The sequence below is a fragment of the Lachnospira multipara LB2003 genome, assembly GCF_000702205.1.
GTDB classification, from domain to species: Bacteria; Bacillota; Clostridia; order Lachnospirales; family Lachnospiraceae; genus Lachnospira; species Lachnospira multipara_A.
The window spans coordinates 63,362-78,670 of the sequence record NZ_JNKW01000008.1; the positions used below are offsets into that span (position 1 = coordinate 63,362).

At 34.0% G+C, this 15,309-nt stretch carries 12 protein-coding genes; all 12 read right to left on the reverse strand.

Features of this window, described 5'->3' with window-relative positions:
• Positions 1-20 precede the first annotated feature (20 nt).
• Positions 21-1,793, reverse strand: a complete 1,773-nt coding sequence (locus T537_RS0106435; RefSeq protein WP_031556755.1) for an ammonium transporter — start codon at positions 1,791-1,793, stop codon at positions 21-23.
• A 305-nt stretch (positions 1,794-2,098) separates the two neighbouring features.
• A complete protein-coding gene (eno, locus tag T537_RS0106440) occupies positions 2,099-3,400 on the reverse strand; it encodes a phosphopyruvate hydratase (protein ID WP_027437739.1) in 1,302 nt (433 codons plus the stop codon).
• Positions 3,401-3,549: 149 nt separating this feature from the next.
• Positions 3,550-4,389: a DegV family protein gene (locus tag T537_RS0106445; protein WP_031556756.1), complete on the reverse strand. Its 840-nt coding sequence runs from the start codon at positions 4,387-4,389 to the stop codon at positions 3,550-3,552.
• Between the two features lie 92 nt (positions 4,390-4,481).
• Positions 4,482-5,267, reverse strand: coding sequence for a DUF2225 domain-containing protein (locus tag T537_RS0106450; RefSeq protein ID WP_051554942.1), 786 nt, complete (start codon positions 5,265-5,267; stop codon positions 4,482-4,484).
• 123 nt (positions 5,268-5,390) lie between these two features.
• Positions 5,391-6,002, reverse strand: coding sequence for a TetR/AcrR family transcriptional regulator (locus tag T537_RS0106455; protein ID WP_031556758.1), 612 nt, complete (start codon positions 6,000-6,002; stop codon positions 5,391-5,393).
• Between the two features lie 691 nt (positions 6,003-6,693).
• Positions 6,694-7,002, reverse strand: a complete 309-nt coding sequence (locus tag T537_RS0106460) for a type II toxin-antitoxin system PemK/MazF family toxin (protein ID WP_027437736.1) — start codon at positions 7,000-7,002, stop codon at positions 6,694-6,696.
• Between the two features lie 29 nt (positions 7,003-7,031).
• Positions 7,032-8,015, reverse strand: coding sequence for a LacI family DNA-binding transcriptional regulator (locus T537_RS0106465; RefSeq protein ID WP_031556759.1), 984 nt, complete (start codon positions 8,013-8,015; stop codon positions 7,032-7,034).
• Position 8,016: 1 nt separating this feature from the next.
• Entirely contained in the window at positions 8,017-9,636 is a 1,620-nt protein-coding gene (gene ptsP, locus T537_RS0106470) for a phosphoenolpyruvate--protein phosphotransferase (protein WP_027437734.1), read from the reverse strand.
• A 20-nt stretch (positions 9,637-9,656) separates the two neighbouring features.
• Positions 9,657-9,914 carry an HPr family phosphocarrier protein gene (locus T537_RS0106475; protein WP_027437733.1) on the reverse strand — a complete coding sequence of 86 codons (258 nt, stop codon included), beginning with the start codon at positions 9,912-9,914 and terminating at the stop codon, positions 9,657-9,659.
• Positions 9,915-10,154: 240 nt separating this feature from the next.
• Entirely contained in the window at positions 10,155-10,532 is a 378-nt protein-coding gene (locus T537_RS0106480) for a response regulator (RefSeq protein WP_027437732.1), read from the reverse strand.
• Complete coding sequence (locus tag T537_RS0106485; protein ID WP_031556761.1) at positions 10,525-12,621, reverse strand: ATP-binding protein; 2,097 nt, start codon at positions 12,619-12,621, stop codon at positions 10,525-10,527. Before T537_RS0106485 ends, T537_RS0106480 begins: the two co-directional genes overlap by 8 nt.
• A gap of 4 nt (positions 12,622-12,625) precedes the next feature.
• Positions 12,626-15,280, reverse strand: a complete 2,655-nt coding sequence (locus tag T537_RS12025; RefSeq protein WP_034244359.1) for a hybrid sensor histidine kinase/response regulator — start codon at positions 15,278-15,280, stop codon at positions 12,626-12,628.
• Positions 15,281-15,309: the final 29 nt, after the last annotated feature.

Consider the following 15,309-nt stretch of genomic DNA (forward strand, 5'->3'; position numbering starts at 1 on the left):
GAATAACTAGAACATATCTATTATTCTACATCTTGTAATGCATCAAAGTCTTCTTCACCAGTACGAATCTTAATTACCTTACTTACTGGGTATACAAAGATCTTGCCATCACCAATTTTTCCTGTGTAGAGAGCTTTCTTAGCCGCTTCAACAACGCTTTCAACTGGTATTTTAGAAACAACAACCTCAAGCTTAATCTTTGGGAGAAGTGTCATATCCATTTCAACACCTCTGTACATCTGGCCGGCACCCTTTTGAATACCACAACCTGTTACCTGAGTTACTGTAATTCCTGTTACTCCAAGCTCATTAAGTGCACGCTTAATCTTGTCGTATCTTGATAACTTAGTTACAATAACAATCTTGTTCATGCCAGTTTCTAGACTTGTACCAGCAAGATTACTACTTACATTTACTACTGGAACGGCTGCATCCTTAGCTGCTTTGCTTGCTAAATCATATTCATCAACACCAAGGCTTGTATTTTCATTAGCATCCATATATGACTCTGTTGCATCAACAATTGAAAAACCAGCATATGCAGATGTGAGACCGTGTTCCATAACATCTAAGCCCTCAATTTCTTCTTCCTCTGAAACTCTAAGGCCGATTGTCTTTTTAATTATTGCGAATGTTATTGTAATTGTAACCATTGCCCAAAGAGCTGTAATTCCCATACCACCGAGCTGCTTAATTAACTGTGTAAATCCACCGCCATAAAATAGACCTTCATCAATTCCAGCTACTGCAAAACCAGGAGCACTCTTTGTTGCAAATAAACCTACTGCAACAGTTCCCCAAATACCGTTTAACATATGAACTGCAACAGCACCAACAGGATCATCTACATGAATAACATAATCGTTAAACCAAATACCAAATACAACTAATAAACCAGCTACAACACCGATTATTGCTGCACCAGTACAGTCTGTAACATCACATGCGGCTGTAATAGCTACAAGACCTGCTAAAGAAGCGTTTAAACACATAGACACATCAGGTTTACCATATTTTGCCCAAGTAAATACTAAGCACACTACAGTTGCAACAGCAGGTGCTACAGTAGTTGTAAGGAATATAGATCCAAGAGTAGGAACGTCAGTAGCTGCAGCTCCGTTAAATCCATACCAGCCAAACCATAAGATAAATACACCAAGAGCAGCAATAACTAAGTTATGACCAGGAAAAGCCTTAACTTTAGTGACCTTACCTTTTTTATCTCTTTCAAATTTACCAATTCTTGGTCCAAGCATCCATGCACCAATCAAAGCACAAATACCACCAACCATATGAATACAGTTAGATCCTGCGTAATCGTGGAATCCCCATTGACTTAAGAATCCTCCGCCCCAAGTCCAATGAGCTTCTATAGGATAGATAATTGCTGAAATTACAGCTGAATAAATACAGTAGCTTGAAAATTTAGTTCTTTCAGCCATTGCACCTGAAACTATAGTTGCTGTTGTAGCACAGAATACAAGGTTAAATACAAATGCTGAATAGTTAAAATTTCCGTAGTTTGTAAATACATCAAATGTAAATCCACCGCTAAATCCGTTTAATACATTATCTCCTAACATCAAAGAAGCACCGCAGATAAACCACATAACAGTACCAATACAAAAATCCATAAGATTTTTCATAATGATATTTCCAGCGTTCTTAGCTCTAGTAAAGCCTGCTTCACACATTGCAAAACCAGCTTGCATCCAGAAAACAAAAGCCGCGCCAATTAAAAACCATACTGAAAACACTTCGCCATCTAAAACTTTAATTATATCCTCCATCATTAAAGTCTCCTTCCTCATGATTTCCCTATTAACTAAAAAAGACAGGGGAAGCCTACTAATAACTAATAAATAGTACAGTAGACGCCCTTGTCTTTGTTATATTGTATTTAATTGTCTCTTTTGCCTAGGATTAAGATTAATCAAATCAAATATTATAGTTGATTCGTTAATAAGTTTTGCTTTATAAAGAAAAAAGGCGTCTTGAAGTAGATTCTTCAAGACGCCTTTGCCTTTATGTTTACAGATTCTAAACTCTATTTGATTATTTGTCAAACTTTTTCTAGAATGTTTTTTAGAAAAACAATTTACTTTGATACATTAAAAGCCTTCATACCTGGGTAAACAGCTGCACTTCCAAGTTCTTCTTCAATGCGAAGTAACTGGTTATACTTAGCAACTCTTTCAGATCTTGAAGGTGCACCAGTCTTAATCTGGCATGTGTTAAGAGCTACAGCTAAATCAGCAATAGTTGTATCTGCTGTTTCACCTGATCTATGAGATGAAATAGCTGTATAACCTGCCTTATGAGCCATCTTAATAGCTTCAAGAGTCTCTGAAACAGAACCAATCTGGTTAAGCTTAATAAGTACTGAGTTAGCAGCGCCCTTTTCAATACCCTTAGAAAGTCTCTTAGTGTTAGTAACAAATAAATCATCACCAACTAACTGAACCTTCTTACCAAGCTTCTCTGTCATTGCCTTCCAGCCTTCCCAGTCCTCTTCATCAAGACCATCTTCAATAGAGATGATTGGATACTTATCAACTAAGCTTTCCCAATGAGCAATAAGTTCATCAGATGTAAATGTCTTACCTGACTTAGGCTGCTTATAGAAGCCAACGCCCTTTTCTTCATCCTTCCATTCAGAAGAAGCAGCATCCATAGCAATCATAAAGTCCTTACCTGGTTCATAACCAGCAGCCTTAACAGCCTCAAGAATTGTCTCAATTGTCTCTTCATCAGAAGAAAGGTTAGGAGCGAAACCACCTTCATCACCTACTGATGTAGCAAGACCCTTGCTCTTTAATATCTTAGCAAGTGCATGGAATACTTCTGCACACCATCTAAGAGCTTCCTTAAATGAAGGAGCACCTACTGGCATAATCATAAATTCCTGAGTATCAACTGTATTAGTTGCATGTGCGCCACCATTTAAGATATTCATCATAGGAACTGGAAGTGTTGTAGCCTGCACACCACCAAGGAATCTATAAAGAGGAATATCAAGGGAAATAGAAGCTGCTCTTGCAGCTGCAATTGAAACAGCAAGAATAGCGTTAGCACCTAACTTATCCTTATTCTCTGTACCATCAGCATCAATCATAGCCTTATCAACAGCATATGTATCTGATGCATCTAAACCGATTAATGCGTCGTTAATAATTGTATTAATGTTCTCTACAGCCTTAGTAACGCCCTTTCCTAAATATCTAGACTTATCACCATCTCTTAATTCAAGTGCCTCAAAAACGCCTGTTGAAGCGCCTGAAGGAGCTGTACCACGTCCTACTGTTCCATCTACTAAATATACTTCAGCTTCAACTGTAGGATTACCTCTTGAATCAAGAATTTCTCTACCAACTACTTTTTCAATTTCTAAATAATTCATTGTCATAGCCTCCTATTTAATTATTAGTTATGTCTAACCAACATAAGTCTATTCTAACATCCAAAAAGCCCTTCAACAATACGTTGAAGGGCTTTTGTCAAATTATTAACGATAATATTTATCAATAAGAAATTAGCTTTAAATCAAAATTAAACTGAGACAACGATTCCACCATCATATGCATACATTGAACTTACACCAGCTGTATCAACAATAACAACATCTTTAATTGGCATAATGCTTTCAACTAATTCCTTTACCTTGTTAGCTCTAGCAGGTGCATTGCAATGTGCAATAACTAATGTCTTAGTCTCTGGATTAGCTGTATCCTTCTTAATATGGTCAACCATCTGAATAAGTGCCTTATCCATACCTCTAGTCTGTCCTAGCTTGACAATTGAACCATCATCACCTGCCATAACAGGCTTAATATTTAGTGCAGATACTAATGCAGCCTTAAGGTTTGATAAACGACCATTTTTTCTTAATACTTCTAAAGTCTCAAGAACAAAATAAGTTCCCATCTTAGCTCTAAAGTCTTCAACCTTCTCAACTACTTCTTCAAACTTAAGTCCCTCATTAATTGCCCTTTCAATCATAAATGCGATTAAGACTTCACCTGCAGCTGCTGATCTAGAGTCAAATACATGAACCTTATTAGTACCGCCTTCATCTTCATACATATCCTTTGCTACTATGGCAGCATTATAACTACCACTTAGCTTAGATGATAATGTAATTACATAGATATCAGTTGCTTCATCAGTCTCATATTCATCCATATATCTCTGAGGAGAAGGACATGCCGAATGAATTCCCTTCTTAGATTCCTTAACTCTTCTTAAAAAATCTAACTGGTCAAAAGTTTCATCATCTATAATTTCTGTGTCATCAACAATTAATGTCAATGGAACCACTTTAAAATGCTCATCTCTTCTATAATCCTCTGGTAAATCACAACAACTATCGACTACAATTCTATAGGCCATTATTCTTCCTCCCAATATGTTACATATAATTTCAAAAAACACGATATGTAGTTTTAATTACTAGATTATGTTATCCTAGATAAGCTCTGATGTCAAGCGCTATCGCTCTTATTTTTCTTTCGACATTCTTCCATTAAATCTATGGCTTTATCTTTCATCTTAGGATTTATTTTTTTAGATAAGGCTGCCTTTGATAGGTATGTAAGAGCTTCATTAAATTCTCCGCAATTAAAAGCAAGAACCCCAATTAAAAACTCCACTGACTCCTCATCCATACCACATATAGGCGGATATTCCTTTAAAAGGGCCTCCGAAAAACCTTTATAGGCTTCTTCTCTATACTGTAATAAACCTTGCTCAAAAACAACATAACGGCTAAATTCGCGATCTGAAATATCATTCTTATCTCTGCCCGCTAATATCTCTTCTACTTCTCCTTCATATAACCATGAGAGCTTTAAGCATAAAAAGGCACACTCACTTAACTTTGCTGGCAATTTATTAATTGCAGTCAACAAAGCCATTTTATATCTAATTATAGCGTCATTATACGTATAATGCGGCTTTTTTGACATGTCCATTCCAACAAACTTACTTGAAATAACTTCTCTAATGTGTATTCTCTGTTTTTCTGTTATTCTTTCAAACTCTCTTGAAACCGCAGAGTAACCGCAAATTGGACACATTATTACATCATATTTCACCGTATCAATGTTAGCATATCTTGGTCTTAAGTCGTCATCTGTTCCAATAAAACGAGCTTTTCCAGTTCTAACCTGTTTATATGTAAAATCAGAATCACATACTGGACAATTACACTTTTTATCAAACAATAAATCTGACTCTTCTGGTGATTTGTTATCTTTTATTTCGCCCATAAATAACCTCTATAATTTAATTCTACGCATCAATGTATATTAATTATATCATTTATTATATAAAAAGAAAAGAGCTTGACTCCCCAGTCAAGCTCTTTTCATCACGTTTATTTATTTAATTTGTTACACCCGAAAGATCTCTCGCCAACCTGGCTCGAAAAACTTATTTAACACAATTAGGAATTGTTCTGCTTGATTTCTTGTAAAATCATGTCTGACAACATCGAACAATGCCCCGTAATATGATCGCATAAGAATATGCACATATTCGGATCTCACAGGTCTGACAGAAACTCCACTTTCTTCTAACCTCTGAACAAATTTCTCTGTATCCTTTTGTTCACGCACAACAAGGTCATGCAGAAAGTTCTCATATTTTGTTCCTGTCGAACAACAGATAATAAGTTTAAAAGCATCAAAATCTGCGTATAATAAATTGAGTATGCTTTCAATACTTCTACCACTCCAAATAGCATCAAATTCTTCACACTCTAACTTCTTGACACTATCTTTCTTCACGCTCTCATAGTAAGTATCAAACTCAACGATTGCAGGCTTTACAACTTCGTCAAACAACGCCTCTTTATTTGCAAATAATTTGTATAGCCCTGCAACGCTTATCCCTACGTTGCTTGCAATACTACGCATAGATGTATGCTCAAAACCGTTCTCTAGAAACTCGAGTTTGGCATTAGCCACGACTAAATCTCGAATCTCTTTAGTTAATTTCGGCATCTTGCCTCCATCTGTACTACGACTATATTTCTATTTCCCTAAATACATACGTCTTTAAGGACGTTTGGTTTGGCGTAGCCCAAACCTCAGAATCTCATGACTAAAAAACTCACCCTATATATCTTAGTGATGAAACTCTTTCTTTCTCCCGTCTACTTATCCCGAAGGTTCCCCAGCAGTGTTATCTCCCAATTATTTATACTTAAGTTCTAAAGGATCCCACCCCTTTATTACCCGTATTGCAGTAGTAAATGTGTTCGTTAACACTGTTTACAGTATAATTTACTGTATTTAAAGAATCAAGGGGGATTTTTAGGGTGAATTTTTAGTCTTTCAAAATATTGTTGAATTACTGATAAATACTGAATTTTTTAGTTATATACTAATAATATAATTTCTAAAAATACCCCCTATGTAGAAAGGTGTTTTGGGGGTAATAGGGGGATATTCCTCTATTTTTACATCCCCCTGTAGTACTAGTACAATTTTTTATTGTTTTAATTTTACTTTGTATTTTACTATAAATATATTTTTTACATTCTCGCGAAATAGCATAAAAACTAAAAATATCAAAAAAAAGAGATGATTTTAACAATCATCTCTTAAATTCATTCGTAATATATTCATTTTTAAAGCAGACTAGTTAACTAGGTAATATAGCTCATAAAATTATTAAATTAGTGAAAAGGTACTAGATAAAATTCATACTACTATTAATGGTGCTAGAAACTTCAGCTATTTGCTCATAACTAATATGGTCAATAGCCTTATATTGCTTAGCTAATAAGTTAATTCTTCTAACCTGATCACAACAAGCATATCCCTTAATATGTTCACCTTCAACATAGATATGCTTTTTATTATTGGTCTCTTCTTGTATTATAGGACAAACCATCACCTTAGTATCTGTCATTGATCTTTCGTTATTATTAATTACAAGCGGAACAAAATCTATACCCGCTACCTCAATTATGTCTCCTTGTTTAATATTAGCTGCCATATAATCTCCTTTATCATTAACAAACTAATTTATCTTGTGGAATCATTCTCGATTATTTCATATCCCAACATAATCTCTTTAGCTAAAAGAGGTATTTCGCGTATTAAATTTAAAAGCATGGCTGCACCTTTAGCTCCAGCCTCCTCATATGAATATTTAACAGTGGTTAAGGTTGGAGTTATTGCCTGTGAAAAATCAGAATAATCGTGGCCTACTACCTTTACATCCCTTGGTACATTAAGCCCCCTATCCTGTAAATACTTAATTGCTCCCACAGCAACCTTATCACTTGCACATACAACTCCATCTAAATCATTGTATTTATTATATAAGCTTTCCATTATTAAATATCCAGATTGTTTACGAATATCCCCTGTATTTATCTGTTCTTCTTCACATGGCAATTTAGCGTCCTTTAAAGCTTTTACAAAGCCCTTTCTTCGCTGTTTACCATTAGAAATCTCTGTATCGCTAAATCCAATAAAAACAAGCTTCTTACAGCCCTTCTCAATTAAATAATTAGTAACCATGTAAGTAGCCTGATAATCATTGTAATATACGCAATTACAGCCTTCACATTTTTGTCCTATTATAACTACAGGACATTTTAATTTATCCATGGCCAATCTATGTTTAATAGAAACCATGGAACTTAGTAAAATCACGCCATCTACTCTATTCTCATTAAAAATACGAAGATAATTTAATTCCTTAGAAACGTCATCTCCAGTATTACCAAGTAAAATCTGATACCCTTCTGTTTCTAATCTATCAGATATTCCGTTAACTACTAAATTAGTAGCTATTGAGTTAAGCCTTGGAATAATAACGCCAATAAGTTTCGTCTTCTTAGTTCTCAAAGTTTGAGCTTGAGGAGACGGGCTATAGCCAGTCTCCTCAACAACTCTTCTTATTGCTTCTTTCTTCTCTTCCGAAACATAGCCATTATTAAAATACCTAGAAACAGCGGCGTTAGATACACCTGCTAGTTTAGCTATTTCATTGATTGTCATATTAATCCATCTCTCTAACTATCTTTCTTAATTTAAGTACCATAGAAGGAGATACTGAAAGTTCATCAAGACCCATCTTAACGAATTCTTCAGTAAGCTCTGTATCTGCGCCTAATTCACCACAAATACCACACCAGATACCAGCCTTATGAGCATTATCTGTAGCCATCTTAATCATTCTTAAAACAGCTGGATGATGTGAATCATAGAAGTCATCTAACTTAGAATTCTGTCTGTCTATTGCAAGAGTATACTGAGTTAAATCATTAGTACCGATACTAAAGAAATCGACTTCATGTGCAAGCTCTTCACTCATAATTACAGAAGCTGGAGTTTCAATCATAATACCCTGTTCTGGAATTCTATATTCAATACCAAGTGACTGAAGTTCATCAGCAACTTCCTTAACAATTTCCTTAATCTTTCTAACTTCATCCACTGAAATAATCATTGGATACATGATAGAAATGTTGCCATATACTGCAGCTCTAAGTAAGGCTCTAAGCTGAGTCTTAAAGATATCAGGCTGCTTTAAACAAATTCTAATAGCTCTATAACCAAGAGCTGGGTTATCTTCATTACCGAGGTTAAAATAATCTACCTGCTTATCAGCACCAAGATCAAGAGTTCTAATAATAACCTTCTTATCTGCCATGTTCTGAGCTACCTGCTTGTATGCTCTAAACTGTTCTTCTTCACTTGGGAAATCTTCTCTACCAAGATATAAGAATTCAGATCTAAATAAACCAATACCTGATGCATCGTTCTCAAGTACATGAGCAACATCACCAACTGCACCAATATTAGCATAGATATTAATCTTCTTACCGCTCTTAGTTACATTCTCCTTACCCTTTAACTGGTTAAGTAATTCAGCCTGTTCCTTCTGAACCTGCATTCTCTTCTTAACTTCTGTCTGTGTCTCAACAGATGGTTCAAATATAACTTCACCATTAACACCGTCTACTACTGCTAATGTGTTGTTCTTAATCTTTGAAATATCCATTGGTACAGATACTAAAGCAGGAATATTCATCATTCTAGCTAAGATAGCTGTATGAGAATTTGTTGAACCATGAACTGTAACAAATGCTAAAATCTTCTCTTTATCCATCTGAACAGTTTCACTTGGTGTTAAATCATCAGCCACAATGATTGATGGTTCCATTGTTGAAAAATCAACAGTTTCATTACCCTGTAAGATATTAATAAGACGGTTAGATACATCTCTAATATCTGCAGCTCTTGCCTTCATATAGTCATCATCCATAGCAGCAAACATTTCAGCAAAATTATCACCTGTAACAGCTACAGCAAATTCTGCATTAACGCTTTCTGTATTGATGATATTCTTAATCGAATCATTATAATCCATATCTTCAATCATCATCTGATGTGCTTCAAAAATAGCTGCTGAAGCTTCACCAACTTCCTTAAGTGCCTTATCATATAAAGCACCAAGCTGCTTAACACCTTCAGCCACTGCAGCTTCTACTCTAGCTACTTCAGCTGCTGTATCACTAATTTTTTCACGAACTACTGCCTTGTCTTTTTTATCCAATACAATTACATTGCCCATGGCAACACCCTTAAATACTGACTTACCTGTATACTTATCCATAATTAACCTCACTTTAAAAATTATAGATTATTCTCGAAGAAATCCTTAATGCTAGCTAATGTAGCATCTTCGTCTCCACCTTCTACGTTAACAGTTACTGTATCGCCACACTTAACGCCCATTGCCATAAGTGCCATAAGCTTTGTAGCTTCTGCTGACTTCTCGCCCTTAACAACTGTGATCTTGCTATCATATTTCTTAGCTTCCTTAACTAAAAGACCAGCTGGTCTAGCATGGATACCTACTTCATCTTTAATTACGTACTCAAATGATTTCATTTTAAAACCTCCAAAATTCCTATACTAAATTAATGTGTTTTAAAAACTGAAAGCTACATTGTTCTTAACAAGCCCCCACTTATTAATTATTCAAATGTGAAAACGTTTACAGTCTTTAGTAAAATTATAACATGTGAAATTTTGTTGTAAATCGCTATTTTTTATATAATCACATGGTATAATTTGTTAATTCTGCACAATTCCATTTATTTAATTTTGTCTTAAATTGAGTGTTTATGCTTATTTGTGAGCGTTTCGGCCCAAAGTTTTTTCAACGCTTTCAAGGAGTTTTTCAGGCAAAAATGGTTTCACAATATAGTCATTCACCCCGTAATTCTTAGCTTTTAACACTGTTTCTCTATCTGCTGAAGATGTAAACATTAATATTGGTATATTTTTGCACTTATCACTCTTATTTAATGCCTGCATAACTTCAAAGCCATTCATCTGTGGCATTTCAATATCAAGTAAAATTAAATCTGGTAAAAAGCTTTCTGCTAAATCAATTCCATCAAAACCAGAAATTGCGCATTTTACTTCATACTCATCCTTTAGCACATAGTCTGATAGTTTAAGTATCATTTTGTCATCGTCAATAATTAAAACTTTCTTATCCATTTTTCTCATCCTCCTCATTAAAATTTCTTATGATATTAATATTTTTCCTATAGCTATCAATAAAATGCTTTGCTTTTTCTGTGTAATCCTTCTTATCTTCCTTTTTATAGCTTAATTCCAGGCTTTTTGCCTCTCTTGAAAGCTCAAGGGCGCCAATGGTTTGAGAAGTATTACTAATAGACCTAAGTGTTATCATAAATGATTCCCAGTCTTCCAATTTTAGGTAGGTTAGTAAATCCCCAAGCTTTTCATTTTCTACATATGTATTTAGCATATCCCTGTAAAACTTAGCATCGTTCATACAATACTTAAGTCCAACTTCCACATCAAAATTATGCAGTCCATTTTGGAACTTGATGATGTCGCCATGCACAAGTTTTGCTTCCTTTTGTTTTTGCAAACCAACTTCCTTAGGAAGAATTTTTTTCGTTGCTTTTGCTTTCTCATACTTATTTTCTTTTTCTTTAATTACAATAGGTGTACGTTCCTTTTTCTCCTTACTAAGCCTAACTTCTTCAAGTTTTTCCTTTAAAATATCCTGATTAAGATTTGGTCTACTAAGAATTTTTTCCACCTTATCTTCTGTTTTAGAAAGTGAATCTTCATCACTAATTTTTCCTAAGTTTATTGCCTTTACCTCAATAGGCTTATTTATGCCCTGTTCAATATCAAAGGAAAAACTAGAGCCTTTGCCATATTCACTTTTCAAATGCAATTTACTGCCCATAAGTGCTAATAACCTTGAAGCGATGTTAAGTCCAAGCCCTCTTCCTTTAGCCATTTTATTAGCTCCAGCTACTCCACTATTTATGCTCTTTTCTAGATAATCAACTTCTTCAGGCCTCATGCCAACGCCTGTATCTGTAACTTCCACTGACATCTTACCCTTATCTGCATCTAGCTGTTTCCATAAAGCCTTAAGTTTTATGCTACCAGCCTGAGTAAACTTAATCGCATTAAATAATATAGAGCTTATGATTTGTGATATTCTATCCCTATCTCCAAAAAGCTTTTTAGGTAGCTTATCATCAATATCGCACTGGAAATCCACGTTTTTTCCTGCCAAATCATATCTAACATTATCTGCACATTCCCTAAGCATTTCCTTTGGCGAATATTCCTTTATATCAAGTTTTATCTCATCATCGCTTAGTCCAATATAATCATCAATTTCATTTAATGTGTCTTTTATTTTCTTAACATTATCTATGATTTTATCTGCATCATTTAGAATGTCCTGATTAGCTGTCTTTGCAAGAATCCTTTGACTGTGGGCATTTATTTTGTTTATTGGTTTTTTTAATTCATTAATAATCGTCTTAACTAATGCCTTATTAGCTTCATAGACGCTAAGAGCATTCTTTGTTAATTCTCTTGATTTTAAATTATCACTTTTAAGTGAATTAACTGCATCAATAAATATGATATAGTCTGGATTCTCCATAGTAAGAAATAGCACCCATATTCCTACTGAAATAAAGAAGAATACAATTAATGTACTAGGCATAACAAATACCTGTACTACATCTCCAATTATTACAAGTAAGGAAAAAATACCAATGGATACAATTTGTCTTAATGCAAAAAATTCTTTATTCAATAAAGCGACAACAACAGCTATTGCAATAAAACAAATGGGAAAAATCACCATAATGATATATAATGGTCCCCTTACATAGCCATCTTCTTTATTAAAGCTAAATACAAGCCCAAGTCTTAAATTTGCCACAAGTAAAATTCCTACTATACTTAAGGCCACACGACTAAAAATCGCTGTCCATGCCTTTCTCCTATTATCAGTAATGTACGCTCCAATATATCTATAAAAAGAATATCCAAAAGCCACTGAACATAGGAAAAATACCGTAGTCAAAATCTTATTTATTCCAAGTGGCACAATCACTCCATAGGAAATTGTTAGAGCTGAAATTATGTCAAAAACAATGGTTATCATTGTCCACATAACCATATCTCTAAAGCTTCTGCTTACACTTGAATTTGTTGTAAAAAAATAATTCATACAAATCCACAAGACCATATCAAAAATCGCAGCTGCAATTTCAAAATCAATGTTATAGCAAAGGTTCAAAGCCTCACCTCCAACCTAAACGTGTCAGTAATTTTTTGTAGCTTTCCACTAGATAATCATTTTTTTGTATGGCAATATCAGTATTACCTTCCTTAACACCTCTCTCTATTTCCTTACATAATGCACTAAAATTAACTGCACCTATGGTAAGAGACGTGCTTTTAAGACTATGAACTATAATTCTATAGTTATCAAAATCCAGAGCCTTATAAGTTTTTATAAGATTATCTAATTTATTCTCCTTTACAAAATCCCCTTTTAATTCTTCATATAATTCCTTAATTCCACCGCAATATTGCAATCCTACAGCTTCATCTATATAGTCAATTTCTTCTGTGTTATTGTTATTGTTATTGTTATTGTTATTGATATTGTTGTTACTGTTATTGTTATTGTTATTGTTATCGTTATTGTTACTGTTATTAGAATCCTCTACTAGATTTTCATTAGCGATATTTTTTTCATTAATGATTTTATCAAAATTATCTGAAATCTTAGGCTTGTCATACCACTTGTAATTATCATGCCATGAATTGTCATGACTAACATCCTCAATACATTCACTCGGTATATATTTTCTAATCATGGCTTCTAATTGCATTTCTATAATTGGTTTTGCTAGATAGTCATCAAAACCCATATTAAGATACTCTTTCTTAGCTCCATTTACTGCATTAGCCGTCAGCATAATAATCGGAGTTTCTCTGTTAAGATTATCCTTATCCGCCTTAATTTCCTTAAATGTTTCTACCCCATCTTTACCTGGCATCATATGATCTAAAAATATTATGTCGTAATTAGCATTTCTTGTAAGAGCAATAGCTGTATTACCATTATCACAATAATCAATCATAATGCCTGTGTTTTTTAACAGTCCTTCTAATACCTTAATATTAGATTGAATATCATCAACTATTAGTATTCTAACTTCTTCATTTACTGCAAAACTAATATGTCTGTTTTCTTCATAAATGTCTTCATTCTTTAATGAGGCAATATCCCCTATTATTTCATCTCCGTCTACTTTCTGCGGTATTGTAACTGTAAATGTAGAACCAACGCCGTATTCACTTTCAACTTCTATGCTTCCACCCATTAAATCAATTAACTGCTTAGAAATTGATAGGCCAAGTCCCGTTCCTTCAATAGCATAATTTCTCTCAATATTGATTCTTTGGAAAATATGAAAAAGATTAGATAAGTCTTCTTTTTTCATACCCTGTCCAGTATCTGTTACCTGAATAATCAAGTTAATTACTTTTCTATCATCAAGGCTTCCACCTATAAATCCATTTTCTTCTTCTCTTTCAAATACCTCCACAGGAGCATATCCCACAAATAATGTAACGCTGCCATAATCTGTGTATTTAATAGCATTTGTAAGAATATTATTAATTATCTGTCTAATTCTTATGGCATCACCAATTAAATTAGCTGGCACATTAGTGTCATTTTTTAGATCAATGGATAGCCTCTTACTTTTAGCCCTCATCATAACCATGCCAATACAGTCATGAATCATGCTTTTTAGGTTATATGGCGCCTCTACAATATCCATTTTTCCTGATTCAATTTTTGAAAAATCAAGAATATCATTAATAATGGCATATAAATTATTACTTGCTCTTTCAATATCTTTGGCATAAGAAAGAGTCTCTGCTTCCTTACTGTCCCTTAAAATCATAGCATCCATACCAATAATTGCATTAATCGGCGTCCTAATCTCATGGGACATTCTAGCTAAGAAGTCAGACTTTGCTTTATTAGCAACCTGTGCCTGCTTTTTTGCCTCATCGGCCTCCTTCTTTGCATCCCTTAATTTTTTATTTTGGGATTCCATTATATCCACTTGTTTTTTAAGCATTTCCGATGAAACTCGTGCTTTTTTGACTATGTCATCCACAAGACGAACTATAATTACAAAAACCATAATAATACAATATGCCGTAAATCCATATCTAAGGTAGGTTTCCTTTAACTTATTTATGTCGCTTGTGCCAATAAAAATATCAATTACGCAACAAGTAAGCACAATAAACAAACCTAGCGCTTCTGCTAAGTAACTAAGCTTTTTATTAATGTAATGTTTTGCAATAGTGCAAGCAAAAAACATGGCATATGCCACAATTGAATATGCATATGTAAAAATAATCAGATACCCTACTTCAACTGTTTTGGTTATGTATAAGCCTAGCTGAATAAAAAATGCCAAAAATAAGCCTATGGTAAAGATATCAAACAATCTTCTGTGGTCATCTCCGTAATCATATTCGTAATAAAGCAATAGCAATATAGGAAAAGTCATTAGAATAGTGAACAAACTTACTTCATATACACTGCCTACGTTATATCCGTTTAAACATTTGCTCTCTAAAAAGAAATAAAAAGTTGCTAGCAAATTAAATATGCTAAGGTATTCCAATCCAGTATTGCTGCCGGTTACATACCGTTTAATGACAGCAATACCCCATGAAATCAAAAAAGTAAGTAAAATCAAAAGATCACAAACAAAACTAGCCATACTAGCAATGGATGTAAAAGGCATATTTGTTTTATCAAATTCATAAATATCTTTAACCTGGTAGGTAAAAAAATTGGCCATCAAACATACCAATTCCCCCACAAGGATTACTAATAAAGCTTTTTTATACCCTCTCATAGCTGTCCCTCAATATTAATAACTTAAAT

Coding starts and splice junctions, on each gene's coding strand:
- T537_RS0106435 (WP_031556755.1), bottom strand. CDS start 1,793: ATGATGGAGGATATAATTAAAGTTTTAGATGGCGAAGTGTTTTCAGTA.
- eno (WP_027437739.1), bottom strand. CDS start 3,400: ATGAATTATTTAGAAATTGAAAAAGTAGTTGGTAGAGAAATTCTTGAT.
- T537_RS0106445 (WP_031556756.1), bottom strand. CDS start 4,389: ATGGCCTATAGAATTGTAGTCGATAGTTGTTGTGATTTACCAGAGGAT.
- T537_RS0106450 (WP_051554942.1), bottom strand. CDS start 5,267: ATGGGCGAAATAAAAGATAACAAATCACCAGAAGAGTCAGATTTATTG.
- T537_RS0106455 (WP_031556758.1), bottom strand. CDS start 6,002: ATGCCGAAATTAACTAAAGAGATTCGAGATTTAGTCGTGGCTAATGCC.
- T537_RS0106460 (WP_027437736.1), bottom strand. CDS start 7,002: ATGGCAGCTAATATTAAACAAGGAGACATAATTGAGGTAGCGGGTATA.
- T537_RS0106465 (WP_031556759.1), bottom strand. CDS start 8,015: ATGACAATCAATGAAATAGCTAAACTAGCAGGTGTATCTAACGCCGCT.
- ptsP (WP_027437734.1), bottom strand. CDS start 9,636: ATGGATAAGTATACAGGTAAGTCAGTATTTAAGGGTGTTGCCATGGGC.
- T537_RS0106475 (WP_027437733.1), bottom strand. CDS start 9,914: ATGAAATCATTTGAGTACGTAATTAAAGATGAAGTAGGTATCCATGCT.
- T537_RS0106480 (WP_027437732.1), bottom strand. CDS start 10,532: ATGGATAAGAAAGTTTTAATTATTGACGATGACAAAATGATACTTAAA.
- T537_RS12025 (WP_034244359.1), bottom strand. CDS start 15,280: ATGAGAGGGTATAAAAAAGCTTTATTAGTAATCCTTGTGGGGGAATTG.